A 26,853-nucleotide genomic window follows, 5' to 3' on the forward strand; every position below is an offset into this window, starting at 1 on the left:
TCAGGGCGGCACGCATACTCGGAGGGTGACCGCCCACCAGCAAGCCGCCCCCGCCCCGGGGACGCCGTACGACGCCGTCGTGCTCGCCGGTGGTGCCGCGCGGCGTCTCGGCGGGGCGGACAAGCCCGGGGTGCGCGTCGGCGGACGCCCGCTGCTCGACCGGGTGCTCGCGGCCTGCGCCGGCGCGGGCACGACCGTCGTCGTGGCCGACCCCCGCCCCACCACCCGGCCGGTGCGGTGGGCACGCGAGGAGCCACCCGGCGCCGGGCCGGTCGCCGCACTCGACGCCGGGCTGCGGCACTCCACGGCGGAGCACCTCGTGGTGCTCTCCGCCGACCTGCCGTTCCTCGAAGCGGCCACGGTGCGGCGGCTGCTGGACGCCCTGTGCGGCACCGCCGCCGAGGGCGCTCTGCTCACCGACGCGGACGGACGCGACCAGCCGCTGGTGGCCGCGTACCGCACGGCGGCGCTGCGCCGCGAGCTGACGGCGCTCACCCACGCGCACGGCGGCCTCACCGGGCTGCCCCTGCGCCGGCTGACCGGCGCGCTGAACCTCACCCGCGTCCCGGACCCGGTCGCCTCCTTCGACTGCGACACCTGGGACGACATCGCCGCCGCCAGGGCACGGATCAGGGAGCATGGGCACGTGTTGGATGAATGGATCACCGCAGTCAAGGACGAACTGGGCATCGACCTCGACGTCGACACCGGCGTCCTGCTCGACCTCGCCCGCGACGCCGCCCACGGCGTGGCCCGGCCCGCCGCACCACTGACCACCTTCCTCGTCGGCTATGCCGCGGCGCAGGGCGAGGGAGGCCCCGAGGCGGTCGCCGAGGCCGCCCGCAAGGCCGTGGCACTGGCCCTGCGCTGGGAGCAGGAGAACACCCCCGCCCGACCCGCCCCCGACCCGGACGCCGGATGACCGCCCGCGCCGCCCGGACCGGCGAGCGGGCCGAGGACACCGACGACCTCGACGTCGAGGAGGCGCTCGCCCTCGTGAGGGAACCCCGGGAAGACAACGGCGACACCACGGGCGGCGACACCACGGGCGGCGACACCACGGGCGGCCACACCTCGGGCGGCCCCGCCTCCGGCGACCGCCACCACAAGGCCACCGCCTGGCCCGAGGCCCGCGAGACCGCCGCCCGCGCCGCCCGCACGGGCGCCCGTCGCGTCCCGGTCTCCGTCCCCCTCCCGGAGGCTCTCGGCCTGGTCCTCGCCGCCCCCGTCACCGCCCTCACCGACCTCCCCTCCTTCGACACCTCCGCGATGGACGGCTGGGCCGTCGCCGGCCCCGGACCCTGGGACGTCCGCGAGGAGGGTGTCCTGGCCGGGCACGGACTGCCCGAGCGGCTGACGGACGGAGAAGCGGTACGGATCGCCACCGGCGCCCGCATCCCGCCGGACACCACCGCCGTCCTGCGCAGCGAGCACGGCCGCACCGACACCAAGGGCCGGCTGCACCCCACCCGCGACATGGGCCACGGCCAGGACATCCGCCCCCGCGGCCAGGAGTGCCGCACCGGCGACCAACTGCTGCCCGTCGGCACCCTGGTCACCCCGGCCGTCCTCGGCCTCGCGGCAGCCGCCGGATACGACACGGTCACCGCCGTCCCCCGCCCCCGCGTCGAAGTCCTGGTCCTCGGCGACGAGTTGCTCACCGAGGGCCTCCCGCGCGACGGGCTGATCCGCGACGCGCTCGGGCCCATGCTCCCGCCCTGGCTGCGGGCCCTGGGCGCCGAGGTCATCGCGGTGCGCCGGCTCGGCGACGACGCCAGGGCCCTGCGCAAGGCCCTCACCTCCTCCGACGCCGATCTCATCGTCACCACCGGCGGCACCGCCTCCGGCCCCGTCGACCACGTCCACCCCACCCTGCGCCGCATCGGCGCCGAACTCCTCGTCGACGGCGTCCAGGTCCGCCCCGGCCACCCGATGCTGCTGGCCCGCACCAAGGACGGCCAGCACCTCGTCGGCCTGCCCGGCAACCCCCTCGCCGCCGTCTCCGGCCTGCTCACGCTCGCCGAGCCGCTGCTGCGCACCCTGGCCGCCCGCCCGGCCCCCGAGCCGTACACGCTGCCGCTGCGGGAGACGGTGCACGGGCATCCGCACGACACCCGGCTGATCCCCGTCGTGCTGCGCGGCGACCACGCCGTGCCGCTGCACTACAACGGCCCGGCGATGCTGAGGGGCGTCGCCGTCGCCGACGCGCTCGCCGTCGTACCGCCAGGCGGCGCCCGGCAGGGCCAGGAGACGGAGCTTCTCGACCTGCCGTGGGCCGCCGCCGGAATCGGGGTGTGTTTCACGTGAAACTTTCGGGCCATGACGCGATAGCCCGCCAGGCGGACGAACGCCTGGTGACCCATCGGGTGAAACTCCCGAGGAAAGTGGTGGAACACCCGCTCCGCCAGGTCGCCCAACGGCTGTCCCTGGCCCTGCTGGTGCTGGTCGCGACCGCGCTGATCGTCTACGTCGACCACGACGGCTACCACGACAACGCCGACGACAAGGTCAGTCTCCTCGACTCCTTCTACTACGCCACCGTCACCCTCTCCACCACCGGATACGGCGACATCACCCCCGTCGGCGACGGCGCCCGGCTCACCAACATCTTCGTCATCACGCCCCTGCGTGTGCTCTTCCTGATCATCCTGGTCGGCACGACCCTCGAGGTCCTCACCGAGCGCACCCGGGAGGAATGGCGCCTGAACCGCTGGAGGTCCACCTTGCGCGACCACACCGTCGTCATCGGCTTCGGCACCAAGGGGCGGTCGGCGATCCAGACCGTCTGCGCCACGGGGCTGCGCAAGGAACAGGTCGTCGTGGTCGACCCCAGTAGCAAGGCGGTCGACGCGGCGACCGCCGAGGGCTACGTCGGCGTGGTCGGGGACGCGACCCGCAGCGATGTGCTGAAGCGCGCCGAGCTGCACCGGGCACGGCAGATCATCATCGCGACGCAGCGCGACGACACGGCGGTGCTGGTCACGCTGACGGCCCGGCAGCTCAACCGTGGTGCCAAGATCGTGGCCGCGGTGCGCGAGGAGGAGAACGCGCCGCTGCTGAAGCAGTCCGGTGCCGACGCCGTCATCACCAGCGCCAGTGCGGCCGGCCGGCTGCTCGGGCTGTCCGTGCTCAGCCCCGCCGCCGGCATGGTCATGGAGGACCTCATCCAGCAGGGCAGCGGCCTCGACATCGTCGAACGCCCCGTCGTCAAGGCCGAGGTGGGCAGGAACCCGCGCGAGACGGACGACCTCGTGGTGAGCGTCGTACGCGGCCACCGGGTGCTCGGCTACGACGACCCCGCCGTCGGCGCACTGCAGTTGACGGACCGTCTGATCGTGATCGTCCGGGCGACCCCGGGCGCGCAGATCACGCCCGACACCCGGCGACTGCCGACGGACTGAGCGGGACGAGCGAGACGAGCGGGTGCCGGAACGGGCGCCCGGGGCGAGGAGTAGCGTCGCGGTCATGCATGCGATCACGATTCCCGAACCCGGTGGACCCGAGGCGCTGGTGTGGGACGAGGTCCCCGATCCCGTGCCCGGCGAGGGAGAGGTCCTGGTCGACGTGGTGGCCAGCGCCGTCAACCGCGCCGACATCCTGCAACGACAGGGCCACTACGACCCGCCTCCCGGCGCCTCCCCCTACCCGGGCCTGGAGTGCTCCGGGCGGATCGCCGCGCTGGGGCCAGGCGTCTCCGGCTGGTCGGTCGGCGACGAGGTGTGCGCGCTGCTCGCGGGCGGCGGTTACGCCGAGAAGGTCGTCGTCCCCGCCGGGCAACTGCTGCCCGTGCCCCAGGGCGTCGACCTGAAGCGGGCGGCGGCACTGCCCGAGGTGGCCTGCACGGTCTGGTCGAACGTCTTCATGATCGCCCACCTGCGCCCCGGCGAGACACTGCTCGTCCACGGCGGTTCCAGCGGCATCGGCACGATGGCGGTCCAGCTCGCCAAGGCGGTCGGCGCGAAGGTCGCCGTCACGGCGGGCACCAAGGAGAAGCTGGACTTCTGCGCCGAGCTCGGCGCCGACATCCTGGTCAACTACCGGGAGCAGGACTTCGTCGCCGAGGTCAAGCAGGCCACGGGCGGTGCGGGCGCCGACGTCATCCTCGACAACATGGGCGCCAAGTACCTGGACCGCAACGTCAAGGCCCTCGCCGTCAACGGCCGGCTCGCCGTCATCGGCCTCCAGGGCGGTGCCAAGGGCGAGCTGAACCTCGGCGCGCTGCTCACCAAGCGGGCCGCGATCAGCGCGACCTCGCTGCGCGCCCGCCCGCTCGGGGAGAAGGCGGCCATCGTGGCGGCCGTACGCGAGCATGTCTGGCCGCTGCTCGCCGCCGGTCATGTCCGCCCGGTCGTCGACCGCGAACTGCCGATGCCCGAGGCGCCCGAGGCCCACCGGCTGGTGGAGGCGAGCGGCCACATCGGCAAGGTGCTCCTCGTGGTGCCCGGACGCGGCCAGGACAGGCCCTAACCGCGCCGTACCCGCAGTCCCACGAACGCGAGGCCCAGCCCCAGCCCGATGAGGACCAGGCCGCTGCCCAGCGGCAGGATCCGTACGAAGGGTTCGGCGGCGTCCTCGCCGCCGTGGGCGACGGTGCGGGCCGGGGGCGCGGAGGGGACCAGACCGGTCCGGCCGGGCGGGTCGGAGGCGGCGGGGGTCTCCCCGCCGTCGTCCCCCGGCTCCTGCGCTTCCCCCGGCTCCTGTACCTCACCGGGTTCCTGCGCCTCCCCCGCCACCGCCTCCCGTGGATCGGTGTCCGCCGGGTCCATGTCCTCCGGAGCGGGGGTGGTGTCGTCGGTGGAGGAAGCGGGGTCGTCCTCGCCCTCGACCTGTGCGGCGAGCCCGTCCGGCCGCCCCGGCCGCCGGCGCCCCTCGCCCGCCCGGCTCCCGGCCCGGGACGGACTGGTGGAGGCCGAGGGAGCGGGGGAGCCGGAGGAGCGCACGGGGGAGCCCGAGGGCGCGGGCTGGGCGCCGTAGGACGCGCCCGCGCCGTACGGCAGTACGACCGCGGCGAGGAGCAGCGGCAGTGGTGCCACGCGGAGTGTGAAGCGCAGCCATGGAGTCACGTCGGTGACCTCCCGGAGCCCTGTCGGCAAGACCGTCGCGAATAAGCCTCACATTTGCCCGCCATCCCGGCATTCTGGATTCCGCCGACGGGTCTAAACGGTGGATCACACCCCATGGGGGGCACCACGGTGGTGAGGTATACGGGTGCGAGAGAATGGCGGCATGGAGATGCCGAGGAACGATAGGTCGTCGGAGAACCCCCAGATCCTGGTCGTGGGCCAGGACGGTATGGCGCTCGGTGGTGGCGTCGGGGACGGCGACTCCCGCGAGATCCCGGTGACGGAGCAGGTGGAGCAGCCCGCCAAGGTCATGCGGATCGGCAGCATGATCAAGCAGCTGCTGGAGGAGGTCCGCGTGGCCCCTCTCGACGAGGCCAGCCGGGTCCGGCTCAAGGAGATCCACGCCAGTTCCGTGAAGGAACTGGAGGACGGTCTGGCACCGGAGCTCGTGGAGGAGCTGGAGCGGCTGTCGCTGCCGTTCACCGACGACGCGACCCCGACCGACGCGGAACTGCGGATCGCGCAGGCCCAGTTGGTCGGCTGGCTGGAGGGTCTCTTCCACGGGATCCAGACGACCCTGTTCGCCCAGCAGATGGCCGCGCGGGCCCAGCTGGAGCAGATGCGCCGCGCGCTTCCGCCGGGCGTGGGTGGCCACGAGGGCGGTGACGACCCGCGTACCGGAGGCCGCTCGGGCGGACCGTACCTGTAGACGTCCGCAGCAAGCACGAAGGGCCCGGCATCCCGCCGGGCCCTTTTCCTGTGGCGGGTATCAGTTGCCCGGCGGGTTCCCCGTCGACACGTTGAGCTGGATGTCGACGTCCTTGGGGTCGACGTCCGAGCCGGCGGCGGGGAACTGGGTGATGACCGCGCCGTCGCCGTAGGTGTTCTCGTCGACGTCCTTGCGGGTCAGGTGCCATCCGGCGGCCTGGGCGCAGGCCTGCACCGACTTGTAGTACTTGAAGCGGAAGTCCGGGATCTGGATCTTGTCCGGGTCGTCGTACGACTCCTGCGGCTCCGTGCACTCGCTGGTCTCGACCGTCTTGGTCGTGTCCGGTGCGCGGTAGCCGTCGGCGTGGGCCGGTGAGGCCGAGGTGCTCGACCCTCCGCCCTTGACGTCGTCGTCGCTGCCGCCGTTCACGACGACCAGCGCGACGATCAGCCCGACCACCGCGACCAGGGACACCGCGATCGAGCCGATGATCACCGGCCGGTTGCCCTTGCCGCCGCGCGAGCCGGAGGGCTGGACCGCGGTCTGGGGCGTGAGGTTGTACGGCGGCGGGGTGCCGGGTGCCTGCTGCGCGTACCCGGGCGGGGGCGGTGTCTGGTACCCGGCCTGCTGCGGATAGCCGTACGCCGGGGTGGGGCCGGTGGGCACCGGGGTGCCGTACGGGTGCTGCGGCGTGGTCGGCCCGGTCGGCTGATAAGGCGTCTGCACGGGCCCGGCGGGCGCCGGCGTCACCTGGTCGACCGGCGGGAACACCGCGGAGCCGACGCCCGAGCCGCTCTGCGTCGGGCCGGCGCCCGGCACGATGCTCGGCGCCGCCGCCTGGAGGGAGGCGGCGACCCGCAGGCACTCGTCGCGCATGGACTCGGCGGTCGGGAAGCGCTCGTTCGGGTTCTTCTTCAGCGCGCGGGCGACCAGCGCGTCCACCGCGGGCGGCAGCGAACGGTTGATCGAGGAGGGCGCCACCGGCTCCTCCTGCACATGCGCGTACGCGATCGCCAGAGGCGAGTCCGCGTCGAACGGCAGCCGCCCGGTGACCAGCTGGAACAGCATGATGCCGACCGAGTACAGGTCGGAGCGGGCGTCGACGCCCCGGCCGAGAGCCTGCTCCGGCGACAGGTACTGCGGGGTGCCGACGACCATGCCGGTCTGGGTCATCGAGGTGACGCCGGACTGCATGGCGCGGGCGATGCCGAAGTCCATGACCTTGACCACACCGCGCTTGGTCATCATCACGTTGCCCGGCTTGATGTCCCGGTGGACCAGGCCCATCTCGTGGCTGATCTCCAGCGCGGCCAGCACATCGGCGGTGATCTTCAGCGCCTTGTCGGCGGGCACCGCGCCGTACTGCCGGATGTCCTCGTCGAGGAGCGAGCCCAGCGGGCGGCCCTCGACGTACTCCATGACGATGTACGGCGTGGTCATCCCGTCCAGGGAGTCCTCGCCGGTGTCGAAGACCGAGACGATGTTGGTGTGCGTGAGCTTGGCCACTGCCTGGGCCTCGCGGCGGAAGCGCTCGCGGAAGGCTTGTTCCCGGCCCAGCTCGGTGTGCAGCGTCTTGATGGCGACCTGACGGTCCAGCACGGCGTCGTAGGCCAGGTGCACCGAGGCCATGCCGCCTTCGCCGAGCAAGTCGCGCAGCTGGTAGCGGCCACCGGCGAGGGACCGCCCCGTGTACCGGCCCTGTGCGCCGTCCTGGCTCATGTTCTGCGTCCCCCATAGGCGCGGCGCCGGTGACCGGAAGCCGGTGACCTCATGTCCGGTGATCCAATGTGCTATTCCCGGCCAAGTCTGCCCCAGGGCACTGACACGTCAAGCGCGGTGCCCGTTCCGTGACCGTACGCGAAAGAAGCGTCGCGCAAGCGTTACAGCGGGCGTACGCCCGGTACACAGAATTTGCACGACAGCGCGTGCTAGGGGTTTCATGGCCGGTCCGTCTCGGGTCGGTCCCACTTCCCATCCCGGACCGGAGGGTTGCGCGGAGGCTGTAGCGTGGCCGACGGAGACCGTAACAACACCGCGCGCACCGCGGGCAGAAACGACGGCGAGGACCGATGGCACAGACGCACAGCGCCCAGGGCCCGTCCGACCCCGAGGCGACTGGCGGCGGCATGTCAGACACGCCGGAGATGTGGGGCAACGGCGGGCTCGTCGGCGACGGCCGGTACCGGCTGACCCATCGGCTCGGACGGGGCGGCATGGCCGAGGTGTTCGCGGCCGAGGACGTCCGCCTGGGCCGGACGGTCGCCGTGAAGCTGCTGCGCGCGGACCTGGCCGAGGACCCGGTCTCCAAGGCCCGCTTCACCCGCGAGGCACAGTCGGTGGCCGGGCTCAACCACCATGCCATCGTCGCCGTGTACGACTCCGGCGAGGACTTCGTGGGCGGCCAGTCCGTGCCGTACATCGTGATGGAGCTGGTCGAGGGCCGCACCATCCGCGACCTGCTGCTGAACGCGGAGGCGCCGGGCCCCGAGCAGGCCCTGATCATCGTCTCCGGTGTCCTGGAGGCGCTCGCCTACTCGCACCAGCACGGCATCGTGCACCGCGACATCAAGCCCGCCAACGTCATCATCACCGACAACGGCGCGGTCAAGGTGATGGACTTCGGCATCGCCCGCGCCCTGCACGGGGCGTCCACGACGATGACGCAGACCGGCATGGTCATGGGCACCCCGCAGTACCTCTCCCCGGAGCAGGCGCTCGGCAAGGCCGTCGACCACCGCTCCGACCTGTACGCGACGGGCTGCCTGCTCTACGAACTCCTCGCGCTCAGGCCCCCCTTCACCGGTGAGACCCCGCTGTCGGTGGTCTACCAGCACGTCCAGGACATGCCGGTGCCGCCGTCGCAGACCTCGGACGGGACCTGCCCGCCGGAGCTCGACGGCCTCGTCATGCGCTCCCTCGCCAAGGAGCCGGACGACCGCTTCCAGACGGCGGAGGAGATGCGCGGGCTGGTCCAGTACGGCCTGCAGATGCTGTACGAGCAGGGCGGCCACACCGGCACCTGGAACACCGGCTTCGTGGCGGCGCACGACGGCCGGCACACCCCGGCGGGCGGCTTCGCCGGGACGACCGTCATGCCGCACCCCGTGGACGCCTCGGGCACCACGCAGATCCCGCAGCCGATCCTGCCCACCGGGTACGGCAGCGGTGACGACGGCGGCTTCGAGGGGCACGGCAACAAGGGCAGTGGCCGCGGCAAGCTGTGGGTCCTCGCCGTGCTCGCGGTGATCGCCATCGCGGCGGGCGTGGCGCTGGCGCTGCAGCACAAGGGCGACGGCAGCGGTGACCCGGGCACCACGAAGAAGCCGACCAGCACGCACTCCACCAAGGACGAGCAGCCCTCCGCGAGCCCGACCGAGTCCAACGAGCAGCCGACGGACACCGAGACGGACGACGGGTCCTACCCCGGCAACGACGACAACTGGTCGCCGTCGTCGCCCACCCCGTCGTACACCCAGTCCGACCCGGCCACCAGCGATCCCACCGACGAGCCGTCGGACCCGGGGACCTCGGAGGAGCCGACGGATCCGGGCACCGAGTCCCAGTCGCAGCCTTCGGACCCGGCGACGCCCACGGGCGGCGGCACGGACGGGGGCGCCACGGAGGGCGCCGGGGAAGGCCCTTGAAGGACACCCACACCGACTGATGCGCCTTCGGCCGTGTACTGAGACCGGCCGAGGCGGTCACGCCACGAACGCGTCGCACACCGTGTCGTACTCCCGCGTCCACCACACGGCGAGCGCCGAGGCCGCCGGGAACTGGGGGTCGGCGCGGGTGTCGCCGCGTTCGTAGTGCCAGCGCAGCATCCAGAAGTCGTTGAGCCGCTCCCACCACACGCGGTGCACGGCCGCCGCCAGTTCCGAGGGCGTGGCCCCGGCGGCGCGCCGGTACGCGCGCGCGAACGCCCGTACTTTCGGCAGGTCCAGGGCTCCCGCGGGCCGTACGAAGAAGATCGCGGCGGCGCGGACGGCCTCCTCCGCGCGGGGCTGCACCCCGAGCCGGTCCCAGTCGACGATCGCGGCGGGGGCGTCGCCCTTGTAGAGCAGGTTGAAGGGGTGGAAGTCGCCGTGCACCCAGCCCACCGGCCCGCCGCGCGGGGGGCGCCGGTCGGCGTGCTGCTCCAGGAGCGCGCGGCGTTCCAGCAGCCGGTGGCGGGCCAGTTCGTCGAAGGCGCCCAGCGGGCGGTGGCGGCGGACGTGGGCGAGCAGGTCGTCGATGAGCGCGAAGGTGTCGGCGGGGTCGGCGCTCTCCACCGGATGGGGACTCGTGGCGGGGCGGGTGCGCCCCTTGGGCGGCATCACGCGCTCCAGACAGGCGTGCACGGCGCCCAGCAGCGCCCCGAGCCGGGCGCACTGCCCGGGGGTGAGCTGGCCGCCGTGGCGGTGCCTGCCGTCGATCCAGGGGTGCAGGGCGTAGGCGTTGCCGCCGACGACGGCCACCGTGCGTCCGTCCCGGTGGGCGAGGGGCGGGGCGACCGGGACGCCGAGGTCGGCCAGGCGCTGGGTGGCCCGGTGCCTGCGTTCGATGGCGACGGGGTCGGCGGTGTCCGGATCGAAGTGGTGCTTGAGGAAGTAGCGGCCGCGGGTGGTGCACAGCCGGTAGCCGCGGTTGAGCAGGCCCTGGTCCACGGGCTCGCAGGCGACGGCGGAACCGGCGGCGTACAGGCGGAGCAAGGCGCCCAAAGGGGGCGCATGGGGTACAAGGGGTGGTACACATGAGCGCGGCACGCGCCAGATGGTAGGGCAACCCCGGACCCCGTGAGCTGGGCCTTGTCACAGGCAGTCGCGGGCGGTCGCTTTCGGTCACGTCGACCACTCCGATGCCCGACTCGAACTCTTCCCGTCAACTGGGTGCGCGGGATAACGTGCCGTTGCTCCGGCCTCCTGCAAGGCTGTGACCAGCGCCCTTCCGGTCCGCGTCGATTTACTTGGAAATCCAAGCAAAATCGCAGGTCAGGAGGGGTTTCACAGAAATGTGGCGTACTGGGTAACGTGAACGTTGCAGGGCGCTCGCCGGGGCACCTGTCACGCCTGTTCCCGGCCGAGTGGCACCCACCCCGTGCCCGGTGGTCGAAAACAGGTGAGCCGCACTGGCCCACCGGCAACCCCGGGGGCCGGACCGACGGAGGAGCACACGTGACCGTGGACAGCACTGCCGCGCCCAAGCCGCGACGCAGCGCCGGAAACAAGGCCGGCACCACCGGCACCAAGCGCACCACCCGCACCACCGCCCAGAAGGGCGCCGACCCGGCGCTCGTGCAGCTGCTGACCCCCGAGGGCAAGCGCGTCAAGAACGCCGAGTACGACAAGTACGTCGCCGGCATCACCCCCGACGAGCTGCGCGGCCTGTACCGCGACATGGTGCTCACCCGCCGCTTCGACGCCGAGGCCACCGCCCTGCAGCGCCAGGGCGAGCTGGGCCTGTGGGCCTCGCTGCTCGGCCAGGAGGCCGCCCAGATCGGCTCCGGCCGGGCCACCCGCGAGGACGACTACGTCTTCCCGACCTACCGCGAGCACGGCGTCGCCTGGTGCCGCGGCGTCGACCCGACCAACCTCCTCGGCATGTTCCGGGGCGTGAACAACGGCGGCTGGGACCCCACCGGCAACAACTTCCACCTGTACACGATCGTCATCGGCTCCCAGACGCTGCACGCCACCGGCTACGCGATGGGCATCGCCAAGGACGGCGCGGACTCGGCGGTCATCGCCTACTTCGGAGACGGCGCCTCCAGCCAGGGCGACGTCGCCGAATCGTTCACCTTCTCCGCGGTCTACAACGCCCCGGTCGTGTTCTTCTGCCAGAACAACCAGTGGGCGATCTCCGAGCCGACCGAGAAGCAGACCCGCGTCCCGCTCTACCAGCGCGCGCAAGGGTTCGGCTTCCCCGGCGTCCGCGTCGACGGCAACGACGTACTGGCCTGCCTCGCGGTCACCAAGTGGGCGCTGGAGCGCGCCCGCAGCGGCGAGGGCCCCACCCTGGTCGAGGCGTACACGTACCGCATGGGCGCCCACACCACCTCCGACGACCCGACCAAGTACCGGGCCGACGAGGAGCGCGAGGCCTGGGAGGCGAAGGACCCGATCCTGCGCCTTCGCCGGTACCTGGAGGCCTCAAACCACGCGGACGAGGGATTCTTCGCGGAACTGGAGACCGAGAGCGAGGCGTTGGGCAGACGAGTACGCGAAGCGGTCCGTGCCATGCCGGACCCGGACCACTTCGCCATCTTCGAGAACGTGTACGCGGACGGGCACGCGCTCGTCGACGAGGAGCGCGCCCAGTTCGCCGCCTACCAGGCGTCGTTCTCGGACGTAGAGGGGGTCTGATCATGGCGGAGACGGTGAAGAACCTGCCCTTGGCCAAGGCGATCAACGAGTCGCTGCGCCGCGCCCTGGAGGCGGACCCCAAGGTCGTCATCATGGGTGAGGACGTCGGCAAGCTCGGCGGCGTCTTCCGGGTGACGGACGGGCTGCAGAAGGACTTCGGCGAGAGCCGCGTCATCGACACCCCGCTCGCAGAGTCGGGCATCGTCGGCACAGCCATCGGCCTGGCCCTGCGCGGCTACCGCCCGGTGGTGGAGATCCAGTTCGACGGCTTCGTCTTCCCGGCGTACGACCAGATCGTCACCCAGCTCGCGAAGATGCACGCCCGCTCGCTGGGCAAGGTCAAGCTCCCGGTCGTCGTGCGCATCCCCTACGGCGGCGGCATCGGCGCGGTCGAGCACCACTCCGAGTCCCCGGAGGCGCTGTTCGCGCACGTCGCCGGTCTGAAGATCGTTTCCCCGTCCAACGCGTCGGACGCCTACTGGATGATGCAGCAGGCCATCCAGAGCGACGACCCGGTGATCTACTTCGAGCCGAAGCGCCGCTACTGGGACAAGGCCGAGGTCAGCACCGAGGCGATCCCCGGTCCGCTGCACAAGGCGCGCGTGGTCCGCGAGGGCACCGACCTGACCCTCGCCGCCTACGGCCCGATGGTCAAGCTCTGCCAGGAGGTCGCCGACGCGGCCGCCGAGGAGGGCAAGAACCTGGAGGTCCTGGACCTGCGCTCGGTCTCCCCGCTCGACTTCGACTCCATCCAGGCCTCGGTGGAGAAGACCCGCCGCCTGGTCGTGGTCCACGAGGCACCGGTGTTCTTCGGTTCGGGCGCGGAGATCGCCGCCCGGATCACCGAGCGCTGCTTCTACCACCTGGAGGCCCCGGTGCTGAGGGTCGGCGGCTACCACGCCCCGTACCCGCCGGCGCGTCTGGAGGAGGAGTACCTGCCGGGCCTGGACCGGGTGCTCGACGCCGTCGACCGCGCCCTGGCGTACTGAGGAGAGGGTCGTGACGACGATGACGGAAGCGTCCGTACGCGAGTTCAAGATGCCCGACGTGGGCGAGGGACTCACCGAGGCCGAGATCCTCAAGTGGTACGTCCAGCCGGGCGACACGGTCACCGACGGCCAGGTGGTGTGCGAGGTCGAGACCGCCAAGGCGGCCGTCGAACTGCCCATCCCGTACGACGGCGTGGTCCGCGAGCTGCGCTTCCCCGAGGGCACCACGGTGGACGTGGGCACGTCCATCATCGCGGTGGACGTGGCGGGCGGGGCGCCCGCCGAGGCGCCGGCCCCCGCTCCCGCCGCTGAGCCGCAGCAGCCGCAGCAGGCGGAGCGGCCCGAGCAAGGGACGAAGGAGGAGCCGAAGCGCCAGCCGGTACTGGTCGGGTACGGCGTCGCCGCGTCCTCGACCAAGCGGCGCCCCCGCAAGGGCCCGGAGGTCCAGGTCCGGCAGGCCTCGGCGGCCATCCAGCAGGAGCTGAACGGCCACGGGAACGCGACCGCGAAGGCCCGCCCGCTGGCGAAGCCCCCGGTGCGCAAGCTGGCCAAGGACCTGGGCGTCGACCTGGCCGCGGTCATCCCGTCCGGCCCGGACGGCGTCATCACCCGCGAAGACGTGCACGCGGCGGTGGCCCAGACGCAGGCCGCCCCTGCCCCGGCCCCCGCCGCCCCGCCGGTGCCGCAGGCGCCCGCCGCCGTGACGCCCCCGGCGCCGGTGGCGGCCTACGACGCCGCCCGCGAGACCCGTGTCCCGGTCAAGGGGGTCCGCAAGGCCACCGCCCAGGCCATGGTCGGCTCGGCGTTCACGGCGCCGCACGTCACCGAGTTCGTGACGGTCGACGTGACCCGCACCCTGAAGCTGGTCGAGGAGCTCAAGCAGGACAAGGAGATGCAGGGGCTGCGGGTGAACCCGCTGCTGCTGATCGCCAAGGCCCTGCTGGTCGCCATCAAGCGCCATCCGGAGATCAACGCGTCCTGGGACGAGGCCAACCAGGAGATCGTGGTGAAGCACTACGTCAACCTGGGCATCGCGGCCGCCACCCCGCGCGGCCTGATCGTCCCGAACGTCAAGGACGCGCACGCCAAGACCCTGCCGCAGCTGGCCGAGGCGCTCGGCGAGCTGGTCTCCACCGCCCGCGAGGGCAAGACCTCCCCCGCGGCCATGCAGGGCGGCACGGTCACCATCACCAACGTCGGCGTCTTCGGCGTCGACACCGGCACGCCGATCCTCAACCCCGGTGAGTCCGCGATCCTCGCGGTCGGCGCGATCAAGCTCCAGCCGTGGGTCCACAAGGGCAAGGTGAAGCCCCGCCAGGTCACCACCCTGGCGCTGAGCTTCGACCACCGCCTGGTCGACGGGGAGCTGGGCTCCAAGGTCCTCGCGGACGTGGCGGCGATCCTGGAGCAGCCGAAGCGGCTGATCACCTGGGCGTAAGAGCCGGTGCCGTCGGCGGTCACAGCGGGTGCGCGTCCCGCTGGTGACCGCCGACGGCGTTTCCCGACTCTCCTCCCCGCGACCGCCGTTGATCACATGTGATCATCAACTGGCGTAAGTTGTGCCCATGGTGACGGGGGAGAAGAGCAGGGCCCGGCATGCCCGGACGAAGACGACAGCCGACCGGGGCGGGCTCGCCCGGTCCTCCATGCTCATGGCGGTGGGCACCGTCGTGTCCCGGGCGACCGGCCTGATCCGGCAGGTGCTGCAGGCGGCGGCGCTGGGCACCGGGCTGCTGGCCAGCACGTACAACACCGCGAACACCGTGCCGACCAGCCTCTACACCCTGCTGATCGGCGGCGCGCTCAACGCCGTACTGGTGCCGCAGCTGGTGCGCGCCCGCGCCACCCAGCCCGACGGCGGGCGGGCCTACGAGCAGCGGCTGGTCACCCTGGTCGTCTGCGTGCTGGCCGTCGGAACCGCGCTGGCGGTGTGGGCGGCTCCGCAGATCGTCGGCCTGTACATGCGGGACACCCCCGACCGGCACGAGGCGTTCCGGCTCACGGTCGTCTTCGCCCGGTTCCTGCTGCCGCAGATCTTCTTCTACGGTGTGTTCGGCATCCTCGGCCAGGTGCTCAACGCCCGCGAGAAGTTCGGCGCGATGATGTGGACGCCCGTCCTCAACAACGTCGTCCTGGTCGGCATGTTCGGCGCCTACCTGGGCCTGATGACCGTCCCCCGCACGGTCGCCGACGTCACCGACGCCCAGGTGCGCTGGCTCGGCATCGGCACCACCGCCGGGATAGCCCTCCAGGCCCTCGCGCTGATCCCCTTCGCCCGCGCCGCCGGATTCCGCTTCCGGCCCCGCTTCGACTGGCGCGGCACCGGCCTGGGCTCCGGGGTGCACGCGGCCAAGTGGACGCTGCTGTTCGTGCTGGCCAACCAGGTCGCGCTCACCGTGGTCACCAACTACGCCAACGCCGCCGACCAGAAGCTGCCGAAGGCCGGCGTGGGCTACACCGCGTACAGCTACGCGCAGACCATCTGGCTGCTGCCCCAGTCCATCGTCACCGTCTCCCTGGTCACCGCCCTGCTGCCGCGCATGAGCCGGGCCGTCGCCGAGGGACGCGTCGCCGATCTGCGCGCGGACCTGTCCCGGGCCCTGCGGATCAGCGGTGTCGTCATCGTCCCCGCCGGGTTCCTCTTCCTCGCCCTCGGCCCGTGGATCGCCACGCTGCTGTTCGCCCACGGCGCCGCCGACGCCGCCTCCGCCGAGCCGCTCGGGCACATGCTCCAGGCGTTCGGGCTCGGGCTGATCCCCTTCTCCGCCCAGTACCTGCTGCTGCGCGGCTTCTACGCCTTCGAGGACACCCGTACGCCGTTCCTGATGGCGGTGTGGATCGGGGCGGTGAACATCGCCCTCGCCACCGCCTGCCATCTGCTGCTGCCCGCCCGCTGGGCCGTGACCGGCATGGCCGGCGCCTACACCCTCTCCTACCTGGCCGGACTCGCCCTCACCGCACGCCTGCTGGCCCGGAAGACCGGCGGCCGGCTCGACGACGGAACCCTGCGGACCATCTACGCCAGACTGCTGGCCGCGGCCGGCTGCGCGGCGGCGGCGGGCTGGGCGACCGCCCGCGCCTGCGGCGCCCACCTGGGCGACGGCACCGTACCGACGGCGCTCGCCACCGTCGCGGGGACGCTCGTCCTGGCGGTCGTGTACGTCGTACTCGGACGGCTGCTGAAGATCGGCGAACTGCGGAAGCTGCCCGGACTGGGATGAGCCGCGCCCGCGCACACGAAGGGCCCGCCGCGTACCGCGACGGGCCCTCGCACCTCGGAGGGCGTCAGCCGAGCTTGGCGAAGCCGTAGTTGAGGAGCTTCTTCGCGTCCGACTCCCGCTCGGGGATGCCGGTGGAGGCCAGGACGGTGCCGATGACCGTCTTGCCGTTCCGGGTCGCGGCGAAGACCAGGCAGTACTTGGCCTCGGGGCCGGAGCCGGTCTTCACACCGATGGTGCCGCTGTAGCTGCTGAGGAGCCCGTTGGTGTTGGTCCACGGGCTCATCGTGCGGGTGCCGCCGGTCTTGGTGATCGTCTTGGCCGTGTACGACTTGGTCTTGACGACCGTGCGGAACGTGGAGCTCTTCATCGCGCTGCTGGCGAGCTTCGTCAGGTCGCGCGGCGTGGAGTAGTTGGCGCCGTGGCCGATGCCGTCGAACGAGTCGAAGTGCGTGTTCGTCAGGCCGAGGTTCTTGGCGGTGGTGTTCATCTTGCCGATGAAGTTCGCCACGCGCTTGGCCCGCGTCGAGCCCGTGCCGAACTTGTCCGCGAGCGCGTAGGCGGCGTCGCAGCCCGACGGCAGCATCAGCCCGTACAGAAGCTGACGGACGGTGATCTTGTCACCGACGATGAAGTGGGCCGAGGAGGCGTAGTTGTTGTCGACGATGTAGTCGCTGTACGCCTTCTGGAACGTGACCTTGGCGTCCAGGTTCAGGTTCGACTGCGCGAGCACGACCTTCGCGGTCATGATCTTCGTGGTCGAGCCGGTGGAGCGCTTGGTGTCCGCGGCCTTGGTGTACAAGGTCTTGGCGTTGGCGTTGTTCATGACGTAGCCGCCCTTGGCCACGATCGAGGGCGTCGTCACGGCCTGCGCGGGCGCCGCGGTGAGGGCTCCGGTCGCGAGCATCGCGCCGCTCGTCACGGCGACGGCGGCGGCTCGGCGGATACGGATGCCCTTAATGCCGGTAATCAAGTAAATACCTCGATTGTGTCGAATGCCCGTGATATGCGGCCGAGTTGAAGGGCAAGCGAGTAAGGCCGCAAGTGTGTGACACCTGAGTAGCACAGAAGGTTGTGCGGCATCCCCGGGGAATTCCGGATTCCCGCTGTGAGATCGGCTACGGGTGAAACGCGCCGGGTCCGCATGATGGACGGCTCCGGACCATGCGTACGCCTTGTATCTATGATGTGCGCATGCCTTCAGCGCCGTCCGCCGCCCCTCCCGCGCCCCTCAAGCAGCCCCCCGCCGCCGACCGCGTCTACACCCACGTCAAGCAAGGTGTCCTGGACCGCCGTTACGAGGGCGGGGCCCTGCTGACCGAGGGCGAGCTGGCCGAGGCCGTCGGGGTCTCGCGCACACCGGTGCGCGAGGCGCTGCTGCGCCTGGAGGCGGAGGGGCTGATCAAGCTCTACCCGAAGAAGGGCGCCCTGGTGCTGCCCGTCTCCGCGCAGGAGATCGCCGACGTGGTGGAGACCCGGCTGCTGGTGGAGGAGCACGCGGCACGCAAGGCCGTACCCGCCCCGCCCGGGCTGCTCGAACGGCTCGGGGAACTGCTGGAGAGGCAGAGGACGCAGGCCGCCGCCGGTGACCTGGCCGCGGCGGCGGTCACCGACCGCTGCTTCCACGCCGAGATCGTGCGCAGCGGCGGCAACGAGATCCTCTCCCGCCTCTACGACCAGCTCCGCGACCGCCAACTGCGGATGGGCGTCGCCGTCATGCACTCCCACCCCGACCGGATCGCCAAGACCCTCGCCGAGCACCAGGAGATCCTCGACGCGCTGCGCTCGGGGGACGCGGAGGCGGCGGTGGGCGTCGTGCACCGGCATGTGAGCTGGTTCTCGCACCTCGCCCGGGGTGAGGTCCGATGAGCGCGACGAGCGCCCACACCACCCTCCCAGGGGACCCGCCGGGCGGCCGGCGCGCCGTCGCGGTGTGGTCCATCGGCGTCGCGGTCTACTTCGTCGCCGTCATCTTCCGTACGTCCCTGGGCGTGGCCGGCCTCGACGCGGCCGACCGCTTCCAGGTGGGCGCCTCGGCGCTGTCCACCTTCTCGATCCTCCAGCTGCTGGTGTACGCGGGCATGCAGATACCCGTGGGCCTGCTGGTCGACCGGCTCGGCACGAAGAAGGTGCTGAGCATCGGCGCCGTGCTGTTCACGGTGGGCCAGCTGGGCTTCGCGTTCTCCCCGTCGTACGGCACGGCGCTCGCCTCCCGCGCGCTGCTCGGCTGCGGTGACGCGATGACCTTCATCAGCGTGCTGCGGCTGGGCACCCGCTGGTTCCCGGCCCGGCGCGGGCCGCTGGTCGCGCAGTTCGCGGGTCTGGCCGGGATGGCCGGCAACCTGGTCTCCACGCTGGTGCTGGCCCGGCTGCTGCACGGCGTCGGCTGGACCCCGGCGTTCGCGGGCAGCGCGCTCGCCGGCGCGGTCGTCCTGGTCCTCGTCCTGCTCTTTCTGAAGGACCACCCCGAGGGCCACGAGCCGGAGCCCTTCCCGCACCGCGGCGCGGCCTACGTACGGCGGCAGATCGCCGCCTCCTGGCGCGAACCCGGGACCCGGCTCGGCCTCTGGGTGCACTTCACCACCCAGTTCCCCGCGATGGTCTTCCTCCTCCTGTGGGGCCTGCCGTTCCTCGTCCAGGCACAGGGCCTCAGCCGTGCCACGGCCGGTGAACTGCTCACCCTGGTCGTCCTGTCGAACATGGTGATCGGCCTGGTCTACGGCCAGATCGTCGCCCGGCACCACGCGGCCCGGCTGCCGCTGGCGCTGGGCACGGTCGCGGGGACGGCGGCGCTGTGGGCGGCGACCCTGCTCTACCCCGCCGAGCGCGCGCCCATGTGGCTGCTGGTGGTGCTGTGCTCGGTCCTGGGCGCGTGCGGCCCGGCGTCGATGCTCGGCTTCGACTTCGCCCGCCCCGCCAACCCGCCGGAACGTCAGGGCACCGCCTCCGGCATCACCAACATGGGCGGCTTCGTCGCCTCCATGACGACCCTGTTCGCGGTCGGTGTCCTGCTGGACGCCACCGGCGACAACTACAAGATCGCCTTCTCCGCGGTGTTCGTGCTCCAGGCGCTGGGCGTGAGCCAGATCCTGCGCCTGCGTGTACGGGCGGCCCGTCGGGAGCGGGAACGGCTGGTCGCCAGCCGCGTGGAGACGGTGCACGTCCCCGCGTGACTCAACGGACCACCGGTACGAGGGTGAGGTACACCAGGCCCAGGACGCCCCGGTAGGCCAGCCACTGGGCCCGGTGCCGGTCGAGGCGCTCGCGGGTCTCGGCCGCCAGCGGGTGCTCCGGGTGCCCCGCGAGCCACACCTCGGTCTCCGCCTGGTACGCCGACTCGAACTCCTCCCACTCCGCAAGGCTCGCCGTCTCGATCCACTCCGGCCGGAATCCGGCCTCCACGGCCAGCTCGACGAGGTGCGCGAGGCCGTAGTGCTCCTCGCCGGAGGCGCCCGGCCACATCCGGGACAACTCCTCCGCGGTCGGGGTGCGCTCCCAGAACCCCTCCCCGAGCACCACCCGCCCGCCGTCGGCGACCAGCCGGCGCAGCTCGCGCAGCGCTTCGACGGTGTACCCGGGCGGCTCGGCCGCGCTCAGCGCGTGGCTGGCACCGAGGCACAGCACCAGGTCGACGGGCCCGCGCCCGCTCCCCGCGGCGGACTCCTCGACGAACTCCACCCGGCCGGCCAGCCCCCGCGCCTCGGCGTTGCGCCGCCCCCGCGCCAGATCCTCGCCGTTGACGTCCACCCCGGTCCCCCGGGCCTCCGGTACGGCCTCCAGGACCCGGAGCAGCAACTCGCCCCAGCCGCAGCCGATGTCCAGCACGCTCGCGGGCCGCGGGCCGGCGAGCCGCCGGACCATCGCCGCCGCACGGGCCTCGGAGAGGGGGCCGTGGAAGGTGAGCCGGGTGAGACGGGACGGAGGAGCGTCGGCGTCGGTGGGGACGGCGTCGGTGGTCGGGGCGGGCGCGGTGTCAAAGGTCATGACGACACGTTATTTTCCGGCGGCACCCCACCGACACCGAATATCCGAGCGCCTCCCCCAGGGGGCCGTTTCCGCGTTACCGCGTCACCGCGAAGTTCCGCAGGATCGCCTCCGCCAGATCCGGGTCCCCCTCCGCCTTCACCCGGTCGGCGACGCCGTCCGGCGAGACGCGGCCGCAGGCCAGCCGGACGTAGGTCTCCCAGTCGAGGGTGAGGATGGCGGCCGGGCCGAGGGCCGGGGTGGCCTCCAGCGTGCCGCGGCCCTGGATGTCGACGCGGATGGTGCGCAGGAACTCCACGGGGCCGTGCACGTCGAAGATGACCGCCGAACTGCGCGGAGCGTCGGCGTCCTTCGCCACGACCCGGGGCAGCGACTCCAGCAGCACGTCCCGGGCGACGTACGCGCCCGGCGAGTCGAGGTTGCCCGGCCGCCCCAGCGCCGCGCGCAGGTCCTGCTCGTGCACCCACACGTCGAAGGCGCGGGCGCGCATGGCCTCTTCGAGGGTGATCTCGGTGCCGAGCGGGCCGCGCACCTTGTGTCCGGGGTCGCGGGACTCGTTCCGCAGCTGGCGGTTGCGGCGGATGATCGTGTACTCCAGCTCGGAGGTCATCTCCGGCGCCGTGTGGTGCCGGCGGACGTCGACCTGCATCTCCATGTAGCGCTGGTGTTCGTTCGTGACGTGGAACAGGTCGCGGGGCAGCGTGTGGATGGGGCGCGGGTCGCCGAGCATCTCGCAGTCCAGGCCGATGACGTGGGAGACCACGTCACGGACCGACCAGCCCGGGCAGGGGGTGCGCCGGTTCCACTCGCCCTCGACAAGCGGCTGCACCAGCTCGGATATCGATTCGACGGAGTGGGTCCAAGCGTCGGCGTAGGGCTGGAGGGTGGGATGCAGACTCACGGAACGGGACCCCTCGGCGGTCGGTACACGGGCAGGTTGTGGCGGCGTTGCCAGCGGGACGTAGCTGTCGGCGGGTGTCTTGGAACGCTAAGTTACGCTGCTGTGAGGCACCCCGGCAGTGCTTTCGTGTGACGATCGTAGGCCCGGTATGGACGGCTCGAATGCCAGGACGGTGGTAGTGTGCGCGCCTCGTTGATCCAGATCGCCGTGAACGAGGGCGAATCGGTTGAAGACCGGCGGCGGCGGACGGCCGCGCTGGTCCGCGAACAGACCGGGGCCGACCTGGTGGTCCTGCCCGAACTGTGGACGACGGGCGCCTTCGCGTTCGAGGAGTTCGGACGGGAGGCCGAACCTCTCGAAGGCCCCACGTACGAGGCGATGGCGAAGGCGGCGAGCGACGCGGGCGTATGGCTGCACGCGGGCTCGATCCCCGAACGGGCCCCGGACGGGACCCTTTACAACACCTCTCTCATCTTCTCCCCCTCCGGTGATCTGGTCGCGGTCTACCGCAAGATCCATCGCTTCGGCTTCGACAAGGGCGAGGTCGTGCTGATGGGCGCCGGGCGCGACCTGGTGACGGTCCCTCTGCCCGGCACCACCCTCGGCGTGGCCACCTGCTACGACCTCCGTTTCCCCGAACTCTTCCGCGCTCTCGTCGACGCCGGCGCCGAGACCCTGGTGATCCCGGCGGGCTGGCCCGAGCGCCGCCGCGCGCACTGGACGCTGCTGGCTCAGGCGCGGGCGGTCGAGAACCAGGCGTTCGTGCTCGCATGTGGAACGGCCGGGACGCACGCCGGAGTTCCGCAGGCGGGTCACTCGATCGTGGTGGATCCGTGGGGCGAGGTACTGGCCGAGGCGGGCGCCGGCGAGGAGGTCCTCACGGTGGAGTTCGACCCCGCCAAGGTGGCCGCGACGAGGGAGCAGTTCCCGGCGCTGAAGGACCGCACCCTGGGCCTGGCCCCGCCGCGCCGCCCCTAGCCTGGGCGGCCCCTAGTCGCCCTCCCGCTCCTTCTCCGCCAGGTGGATCACGCACACCGCCACCGCGATCAGCAGCGCCGGGTCGGCGTCCTCCCGTACGACGTCGACACCGTACGTCTCCCGGACGTGCAGCCAGCGGCGCGAGATCACCGCCAGCAGTTCGCCGTCGTACTCGACGGCGAACTCGCGGTCGAGGATCTTGCCGCTGACGTCCAGTTCCGTGCCGTCCACCAGGGACACCCGGTAGTGGTTGCGCAGCAGGGACAGCCGCTTGCGCCGGATGGTCGCCAGGGGCTCCCCGGCACGCTCGATCGCCATCGTGTCCCGCAGGGCGAACATCTTCTGGCGGATGTCGATGAGTACCCGCCCCTGGGTGTCCTTCAGTTCGAAGGTGTCCCGCAGCCGCATCGCCTTGCCGTCGACGAGGAACGCCCTGGCGCCGTGCTCGTCCTCGATCCAGTAGTCGTCACCGATGCCGAGGAGCCGGTCGCGTACGAGGAATCTCATGCCGTTACGGCTTCCCCGGGCAGCGGCACGGGACGCGGGCGCTCGTCCGATGGGATGATCACCGCTACTTTGCGAAAGGGGCGGGACATGGCGGGACGCACGGCGCGACCAGGTGTGCTGCTCGGCGTGTCCGTGCTGCTCGCGGCCGTGTCCGGGTGCGCGGGTGCCCAGCCGTGCGCCGGGGTCGGCGTGGTCTCCGAGGTCGGGGTGTTCTTCGTGCACGAGGGGTACGGCGACCTGGCGGGCGCCTCCTTCGAACTGTGCGCGCGGGGCGAGTGCGCGAAGGGCGAACTGCGGCAGGAAGGCATCACCCACCTGGTAGTCCCGCTGCCGGACGACGTGGACCCGGACTCCGGTCCGGTCCGCTTCCGGGTCACCCGCGAGGGCGGCACCCGCCCCGTCATCGACGCCGCCACCGATGTGCGGCTCACCTTCCAGTCCGACGGCTGCGGCGGCGGCGCCTACAGCCAGGGGCTCGCCTTCACCAAGGAGGGCGGCCTGACCGCCAGGATCCCGAAGAGCGTGCCGAAGGCCTGGCTCGAGCGCGCGGAATAGCGGAGGCCGGTGCTGTGGTTGGCTTGCAGCATGGCAAAGCGTGCACGCGTCCGCGCCCCCGAGCTCACCGGCAAGGGCGGCTGGATCAACACCGGTGACAAGGAACTCGGCCTCGCTGAGCTGCGAGGACGCATCGTAATTGTTGATTTCTGGACATTTTGTTGCGTGAACTGTCTGCACGTCCTCGACGAGCTCCGCGAGCTGGAGGAGAAGCACCGGGACACCGTCGTCGTCATCGGGGTGCACTCGCCGAAGTTCGTGCACGAGGCCGAGCATCAGGCGGTCGTCGATGCCGTGGAGCGGTACGGGGTCGAGCATCCGGTGCTGGACGACCCGGAGCTCGCGACGTGGAAGCAGTACGCGGTGCGGGCCTGGCCGACGCTCGTGGTGATCGACCCGGAGGGGTACGTCGTCGCGCAGCACGCCGGTGAGGGGCACGCGCACGCCATCGAGCGGCTGGTGGCGGAGCTGGAGGCGGAGCACGAGGCGAAGGGCACGCTGCGGCGCGGGGACGGGCCGTACGTGGCACCGGAGCCGGAGCCGACGGACCTGCGCTTCCCGGGCAAGGCGCTGCTGCTGCCCGCCGGGACCTTCCTGGTGAGCGACACCACCCGGCACCAGCTGGTGGAGCTGGCGGAGGACGCCGAGACCGTCGTACGGCGTATCGGTTCCGGTGTGCGCGGGTTCGCCGACGGGAGCGCCGAGGAGGCGTCCTTCAGCGAGCCGCAGGGGCTCGCGCTGCTGGCGGACGGTTCGGTGGTGGTCGCGGACACCGTGAACCACGCCCTGCGCCGCCTGGACCTCGCCACCGGTGAGGTCACGACCCTCGCCGGTACCGGAAAGCAGTGGTGGCAGGGCTCCCCGGCCTCGGGGCCGGCCCGCGAGGTCGATCTCTCCTCCCCCTGGGACGTGGCGGTCTTCGGCGGCCGGGTGTGGATCGCGATGGCGGGCGTGCACCAGCTGTGGGTGTACGACCCGGAGGCGGGCACCGTCGCCGTCGCGGCCGGTACGACCAACGAGGGCCTCGTGGACGGGCCGGGCGACCAGGCCTGGTTCGCGCAGCCGTCCGGTCTCGCGGCCACCGCCGAGCGGCTGTGGCTGGCCGACTCAGAGACCTCCGCGCTGCGCTGGGTGGATCTCGACGGCGCCGTGCACACCGCCGTCGGCACCGGTCTGTTCGACTTCGGGCACCGCGACGGCGCCGCCGGACAGGCCCTGCTCCAGCACCCGCTGGGCGTGACCGCCCTCCCCGACGGCTCGGTAGCGGTCAGCGACACCTACAACCACGCCCTGCGCCGCTACGACCCGGCGACCGGCGAGGTGACCACCCTCGCCACCGATCTGCGCGAGCCCAGTGACGCCGTGCTGGTCGGCGAGGACATCGTGGTCGTGGAGTCGGCCCGGCACCGGCTGACCCGGCTGCGGCTGCCCGAGGAGGCGGTACGGGTGGAGTCCGTCGCCCACCGCACCCAGCGCGCCGCGACGGAGGTCGCCCCCGGCGAGCTCCGCCTCGACGTCATCTTCCAGGCGCCGACGGGCCAGAAGCTCGACACGCGGTACGGCCCGTCGACCCGCCTGCTGGTCTCCTCCACCCCGCCCGGGCTGCTGCTGAAGGGAGAGGGCGCGGACACGGATCTGACCCGCACCCTGGAGCTCGACCCCGCGGTGCCGGAAGGCGTCCTGCACATCTCAGCGATGGCGGCGTCGTGCGATGACGCGCCGGACAACGAATATCCCGCCTGCCACGTCCACCAGCAGGACTGGGGCGTCCCGGTCCGCCTCACCGAGGGCGGGGCGGACCGCCTGCCGCTGGTGCTGGCAGGGATGGACGAGCCGGCCGAGGGTCAGACGCCGTAACCGTCGCTGTAGCCGCCGGGGTTGTGATGGTGGTGCCGCTCCTCTTCGACGACCGTGGTCGTCGTGGGCGGCACCACGACCCGCCTGCGCCGCGCGATGCTGCTGAACGTCGCGACGCCGATCAGCCCGACGATCATCAGGATGAACCCGACCAGGTGGACGTTGACCCCGTCCATCTGCCAGTCGGTCGCGAACGTGAGGATGGCTCCCACGGCGATGAGGATGATGCACCCGCCGAGGCCCATGAGTGTCGCCTCCTGTCCGGACCGGCCGTTCCGGTCCGAGACTGCGGGTACCCCCGCTGTCAACCCCTATGCGGTGAAGGGACGTTCCGCCGGGGGTGCGCCGGCCGTGGACTACCCCTCCAGGAACGCCACCAGCGAGTTCGCCAGCAGATGCGGGTCGTCCGCGCCGCACAGTTCCCGTGCGCTGTGCATCGACAGGATCGCCACGCCGATGTCGACGGTGCGGATGCCGTGGCGGGCCGCGGTGATCGGGCCGATCGTGGTGCCGCAGGGCATGGAGTTGTTGGAGACGAAGGACTGGAAGGGCACGCCCGCCTTCTCGCAGGCGGCGGCCCACACGGCGCGGCCCGAACCGTCCGTCGCGTACCGGTTGTTGACGTTGACCTTGAGGATGGGGCCGCCGTTGACGCGCGGGTGGTGCGTCGGGTCGTGCCGCTCCGCGTAGTTGGGGTGGACGGCGTGGCCGGTGTCGGAGGAGAGACAGACGGTGCCGGCGAAGGCGCGTGCCCGGTCCTCGTAGGAGCCGCCGCGCGCGAACACCGAGCGCTCCAGCACGGTGCCGAGCAGCGGGCCGTCCGCGCCGGTGTCCGACTGGGAGCCGTTCTCCTCGTGGTCGAAGGCGGCCAGCACCGGGATGCTCGGCAGCGGCTCTCCGGAGGCGGCGACGGCGGCCAGGGCCGCCACGCCCGCGTGCACGGACAGCAGGTTGTCCATGCGCGGCCCCGCCATCAGCTCCCGGTCGCGGCCGAGGTAGGCGGGCCGCTCCACCGAGTGCGTCATCAGGTCCCAGCCGGCCACCTCGCCCGCCGGCAGCCCGCACTCCTCCTCCAGGAAGGCGATCAGGTCGCCGTCGCGCACGTCGTTGCCCAGGCCCCAGACCGGCTGCAGATGCCGCTGCTTGTCCAGCTTGAGCCCCTCGGCGGTCACCGACCGGTCGAGGTGGATGGCCAGTTGGGGCACCCGCAGCAGCGGCCGGTCGATGTTCACCAGGCGGGACGAGCCGTCCCGCAGCGTCAGCCGTCCGGCCAGCCCCAGGTCGCGGTCGAGCCAGGAGTTCAGCAGCGGCCCGCCGTAGATCTCCACGGCGACCTGGCGCCAGCCGTGCGCCCCGCTGTCCGGCTGCGGCTTGACGCGCAGGTTGGGCGAGTCGGTGTGCGCGCCGATGATCCGGAACGGCGTGTGGGTGGCGGCGCCCTCAGGGACGTACCAGGCCACGATCGCGCCGCCGCGCAGCACGTACTTGCCGCCGCTCCCCGTGGCGGAAGCCGCTGACGACTCCGCGTCCCAGGCCTCCGTCTCCGAGACCTGCCTGAAACCGGCCTTCTCCAGCCGCTCGGCGGCGTTCGCCACGGCGTGGTACGGCGACGGGCTCGCCGCGAGGAAGGACATCAGGTCGTCGGTGTGGCCGCGGTCGAAGCGGGCTGCTGCGCTCATGTCTTCACTTTAACGACGTACGAGGGCCCGCTCCCCCTTACCGGGAGCGGGCCCTCGTGCGACTCGTCAGAG

General features: G+C 72.0%; 24 protein-coding genes. 15 read left to right on the forward strand and 9 right to left on the reverse strand.

The window, feature by feature from the left end; all coding sequences use genetic code 11:
* Positions 1-25 precede the first annotated feature (25 nt).
* The 4 genes from ACZ7L0_RS15670 (at position 26) to ACZ7L0_RS15685 (ending at position 4,467) form a co-directional block, all read left to right on the forward strand.
* Positions 26-922: an NTP transferase domain-containing protein gene (locus tag ACZ7L0_RS15670; RefSeq protein ID WP_471242993.1), complete on the forward strand. Its 897-nt coding sequence runs from the start codon at positions 26-28 to the stop codon at positions 920-922.
* A complete protein-coding gene (locus ACZ7L0_RS15675; RefSeq protein WP_471242994.1) occupies positions 919-2,307 on the forward strand; it encodes a molybdopterin molybdotransferase MoeA in 1,389 nt (462 codons plus the stop codon). Before ACZ7L0_RS15670 ends, ACZ7L0_RS15675 begins: the two co-directional genes overlap by 4 nt.
* Positions 2,295-3,401, forward strand: a complete 1,107-nt coding sequence (locus ACZ7L0_RS15680; RefSeq protein ID WP_471242995.1) for a potassium channel family protein — start codon at positions 2,295-2,297, stop codon at positions 3,399-3,401. Before ACZ7L0_RS15675 ends, ACZ7L0_RS15680 begins: the two co-directional genes overlap by 13 nt.
* Before the next feature lie 64 nt (positions 3,402-3,465).
* On the forward strand, positions 3,466-4,467 hold the full coding sequence (locus tag ACZ7L0_RS15685) for an NAD(P)H-quinone oxidoreductase (RefSeq protein WP_471242996.1): 1,002 nt from the start codon (positions 3,466-3,468) through the stop codon (positions 4,465-4,467).
* On the opposite strand, the gene ACZ7L0_RS15690 is transcribed toward ACZ7L0_RS15685, so the two are convergent.
* Positions 4,464-5,063: a hypothetical protein gene (locus tag ACZ7L0_RS15690; protein WP_471242997.1), complete on the reverse strand. Its 600-nt coding sequence runs from the start codon at positions 5,061-5,063 to the stop codon at positions 4,464-4,466. The genes ACZ7L0_RS15685 and ACZ7L0_RS15690 overlap by 4 nt on opposite strands.
* A 163-nt stretch (positions 5,064-5,226) precedes the next feature.
* On the opposite strand from ACZ7L0_RS15690, the gene ACZ7L0_RS15695 reads away from it, so the two are divergent.
* Entirely contained in the window at positions 5,227-5,772 is a 546-nt protein-coding gene (locus ACZ7L0_RS15695) for a bacterial proteasome activator family protein (protein WP_471242998.1), read from the forward strand.
* A gap of 60 nt (positions 5,773-5,832) precedes the next feature.
* Here the strand turns inward: ACZ7L0_RS15695 and ACZ7L0_RS15700 are convergent, their stop codons facing one another.
* Entirely contained in the window at positions 5,833-7,491 is a 1,659-nt protein-coding gene (locus tag ACZ7L0_RS15700; RefSeq protein ID WP_471242999.1) for a protein kinase domain-containing protein, read from the reverse strand.
* A gap of 350 nt (positions 7,492-7,841) precedes the next feature.
* Between ACZ7L0_RS15700 and ACZ7L0_RS15705 the strand changes: the two genes are divergently transcribed.
* A complete protein-coding gene (locus ACZ7L0_RS15705; RefSeq protein WP_471243000.1) occupies positions 7,842-9,416 on the forward strand; it encodes a protein kinase domain-containing protein in 1,575 nt (524 codons plus the stop codon).
* A gap of 57 nt (positions 9,417-9,473) precedes the next feature.
* Here the strand turns inward: ACZ7L0_RS15705 and ACZ7L0_RS15710 are convergent, their stop codons facing one another.
* Positions 9,474-10,472 (reverse strand): phosphotransferase, encoded by a 999-nt coding sequence (locus ACZ7L0_RS15710; protein WP_471243001.1) that lies wholly within the window; start codon positions 10,470-10,472, stop codon positions 9,474-9,476.
* Between the two features lie 453 nt (positions 10,473-10,925).
* Between ACZ7L0_RS15710 and pdhA the strand changes: the two genes are divergently transcribed.
* The 4 genes from pdhA (at position 10,926) to murJ (ending at position 16,323) form a co-directional block, all read left to right on the forward strand.
* Positions 10,926-12,113, forward strand: coding sequence for a pyruvate dehydrogenase (acetyl-transferring) E1 component subunit alpha (pdhA, locus tag ACZ7L0_RS15715; RefSeq protein WP_471243002.1), 1,188 nt, complete (start codon positions 10,926-10,928; stop codon positions 12,111-12,113).
* 2 nt (positions 12,114-12,115) lie between these two features.
* Complete coding sequence (locus ACZ7L0_RS15720) at positions 12,116-13,102, forward strand: alpha-ketoacid dehydrogenase subunit beta (protein WP_471243003.1); 987 nt, start codon at positions 12,116-12,118, stop codon at positions 13,100-13,102.
* 10 nt (positions 13,103-13,112) lie between these two features.
* A complete protein-coding gene (locus ACZ7L0_RS15725) occupies positions 13,113-14,540 on the forward strand; it encodes a dihydrolipoamide acetyltransferase family protein (protein ID WP_471243004.1) in 1,428 nt (475 codons plus the stop codon).
* Positions 14,541-14,667: 127 nt separating this feature from the next.
* Positions 14,668-16,323, forward strand: coding sequence for a murein biosynthesis integral membrane protein MurJ (murJ, locus tag ACZ7L0_RS15730; protein WP_471243005.1), 1,656 nt, complete (start codon positions 14,668-14,670; stop codon positions 16,321-16,323).
* Between the two features lie 64 nt (positions 16,324-16,387).
* Here the strand turns inward: murJ and ACZ7L0_RS15735 are convergent, their stop codons facing one another.
* Positions 16,388-17,293 (reverse strand): D-alanyl-D-alanine carboxypeptidase family protein, encoded by a 906-nt coding sequence (locus tag ACZ7L0_RS15735; RefSeq protein WP_471243006.1) that lies wholly within the window; start codon positions 17,291-17,293, stop codon positions 16,388-16,390.
* 221 nt (positions 17,294-17,514) lie between these two features.
* Here ACZ7L0_RS15735 and ACZ7L0_RS15740 point away from each other — a divergent pair, with 221 nt between their 5' ends.
* A complete protein-coding gene (locus tag ACZ7L0_RS15740; RefSeq protein ID WP_471243007.1) occupies positions 17,515-18,189 on the forward strand; it encodes a GntR family transcriptional regulator in 675 nt (224 codons plus the stop codon).
* Positions 18,186-19,493: an MFS transporter gene (locus ACZ7L0_RS15745; protein WP_471243008.1), complete on the forward strand. Its 1,308-nt coding sequence runs from the start codon at positions 18,186-18,188 to the stop codon at positions 19,491-19,493. Before ACZ7L0_RS15740 ends, ACZ7L0_RS15745 begins: the two co-directional genes overlap by 4 nt.
* A 1-nt stretch (position 19,494) precedes the next feature.
* On the opposite strand, the gene ACZ7L0_RS15750 is transcribed toward ACZ7L0_RS15745, so the two are convergent.
* Both ACZ7L0_RS15750 and ACZ7L0_RS15755 read right to left on the reverse strand, forming a co-directional pair.
* Complete coding sequence (locus ACZ7L0_RS15750; protein ID WP_471243009.1) at positions 19,495-20,304, reverse strand: SAM-dependent methyltransferase; 810 nt, start codon at positions 20,302-20,304, stop codon at positions 19,495-19,497.
* A gap of 76 nt (positions 20,305-20,380) precedes the next feature.
* Entirely contained in the window at positions 20,381-21,205 is an 825-nt protein-coding gene (locus tag ACZ7L0_RS15755) for a maleylpyruvate isomerase family mycothiol-dependent enzyme (protein ID WP_471243010.1), read from the reverse strand.
* Between the two features lie 180 nt (positions 21,206-21,385).
* On the opposite strand from ACZ7L0_RS15755, the gene ACZ7L0_RS15760 reads away from it, so the two are divergent.
* Positions 21,386-22,183: a carbon-nitrogen family hydrolase gene (locus ACZ7L0_RS15760; protein ID WP_471243011.1), complete on the forward strand. Its 798-nt coding sequence runs from the start codon at positions 21,386-21,388 to the stop codon at positions 22,181-22,183.
* A gap of 12 nt (positions 22,184-22,195) precedes the next feature.
* Here the strand turns inward: ACZ7L0_RS15760 and ACZ7L0_RS15765 are convergent, their stop codons facing one another.
* Positions 22,196-22,690, reverse strand: a complete 495-nt coding sequence (locus ACZ7L0_RS15765; RefSeq protein WP_471243012.1) for an LURP-one-related/scramblase family protein — start codon at positions 22,688-22,690, stop codon at positions 22,196-22,198.
* A gap of 87 nt (positions 22,691-22,777) precedes the next feature.
* On the opposite strand from ACZ7L0_RS15765, the gene ACZ7L0_RS15770 reads away from it, so the two are divergent.
* Positions 22,778-23,245: a hypothetical protein gene (locus tag ACZ7L0_RS15770; protein WP_471243013.1), complete on the forward strand. Its 468-nt coding sequence runs from the start codon at positions 22,778-22,780 to the stop codon at positions 23,243-23,245.
* A 30-nt stretch (positions 23,246-23,275) separates the two neighbouring features.
* A complete protein-coding gene (locus ACZ7L0_RS15775; RefSeq protein ID WP_471243014.1) occupies positions 23,276-25,102 on the forward strand; it encodes an NHL domain-containing thioredoxin family protein in 1,827 nt (608 codons plus the stop codon).
* Here the strand turns inward: ACZ7L0_RS15775 and ACZ7L0_RS15780 are convergent.
* Together ACZ7L0_RS15780 and ACZ7L0_RS15785 are read right to left on the reverse strand one after the other, a co-directional pair.
* Positions 25,090-25,347, reverse strand: coding sequence for a DUF6458 family protein (locus ACZ7L0_RS15780; RefSeq protein WP_471243015.1), 258 nt, complete (start codon positions 25,345-25,347; stop codon positions 25,090-25,092). The two genes, ACZ7L0_RS15775 and ACZ7L0_RS15780, sit on opposite strands and share 13 nt — an antisense overlap.
* A 111-nt stretch (positions 25,348-25,458) precedes the next feature.
* The gene (locus ACZ7L0_RS15785; RefSeq protein WP_471243016.1) at positions 25,459-26,781 is read right to left on the reverse strand and encodes a M18 family aminopeptidase; all 1,323 of its coding nucleotides are present in this window, start codon (positions 26,779-26,781) and stop codon (positions 25,459-25,461) included.
* Between the last annotated feature and the right edge of the window lie 72 nt (positions 26,782-26,853).

Source organism: Streptomyces sp. NPDC039424, from assembly GCF_055639495.1.

Excerpts from the sequence above, each read along its gene's own strand:
- ACZ7L0_RS15675 (WP_471242994.1), top strand. The coding sequence starts at position 919 with ATGACCGCCCGCGCCGCCCGGACCGGCGAGCGGGCCGAGGACACCGAC.
- ACZ7L0_RS15685 (WP_471242996.1), top strand. The coding sequence starts at position 3,466 with ATGCATGCGATCACGATTCCCGAACCCGGTGGACCCGAGGCGCTGGTG.
- ACZ7L0_RS15695 (WP_471242998.1), top strand. The coding sequence starts at position 5,227 with ATGGAGATGCCGAGGAACGATAGGTCGTCGGAGAACCCCCAGATCCTG.
- ACZ7L0_RS15700 (WP_471242999.1), bottom strand. The coding sequence starts at position 7,491 with ATGAGCCAGGACGGCGCACAGGGCCGGTACACGGGGCGGTCCCTCGCC.
- ACZ7L0_RS15705 (WP_471243000.1), top strand. The coding sequence starts at position 7,842 with ATGGCACAGACGCACAGCGCCCAGGGCCCGTCCGACCCCGAGGCGACT.
- ACZ7L0_RS15720 (WP_471243003.1), top strand. The coding sequence starts at position 12,116 with ATGGCGGAGACGGTGAAGAACCTGCCCTTGGCCAAGGCGATCAACGAG.
- murJ (WP_471243005.1), top strand. The coding sequence starts at position 14,668 with ATGGTGACGGGGGAGAAGAGCAGGGCCCGGCATGCCCGGACGAAGACG.
- ACZ7L0_RS15740 (WP_471243007.1), top strand. The coding sequence starts at position 17,515 with ATGCCTTCAGCGCCGTCCGCCGCCCCTCCCGCGCCCCTCAAGCAGCCC.
- ACZ7L0_RS15745 (WP_471243008.1), top strand. The coding sequence starts at position 18,186 with ATGAGCGCGACGAGCGCCCACACCACCCTCCCAGGGGACCCGCCGGGC.
- ACZ7L0_RS15750 (WP_471243009.1), bottom strand. The coding sequence starts at position 20,304 with ATGACCTTTGACACCGCGCCCGCCCCGACCACCGACGCCGTCCCCACC.
- ACZ7L0_RS15765 (WP_471243012.1), bottom strand. The coding sequence starts at position 22,690 with ATGAGATTCCTCGTACGCGACCGGCTCCTCGGCATCGGTGACGACTAC.
- ACZ7L0_RS15770 (WP_471243013.1), top strand. The coding sequence starts at position 22,778 with ATGGCGGGACGCACGGCGCGACCAGGTGTGCTGCTCGGCGTGTCCGTG.
- ACZ7L0_RS15775 (WP_471243014.1), top strand. The coding sequence starts at position 23,276 with ATGGCAAAGCGTGCACGCGTCCGCGCCCCCGAGCTCACCGGCAAGGGC.
- ACZ7L0_RS15780 (WP_471243015.1), bottom strand. The coding sequence starts at position 25,347 with ATGGGCCTCGGCGGGTGCATCATCCTCATCGCCGTGGGAGCCATCCTC.
- ACZ7L0_RS15785 (WP_471243016.1), bottom strand. The coding sequence starts at position 26,781 with ATGAGCGCAGCAGCCCGCTTCGACCGCGGCCACACCGACGACCTGATG.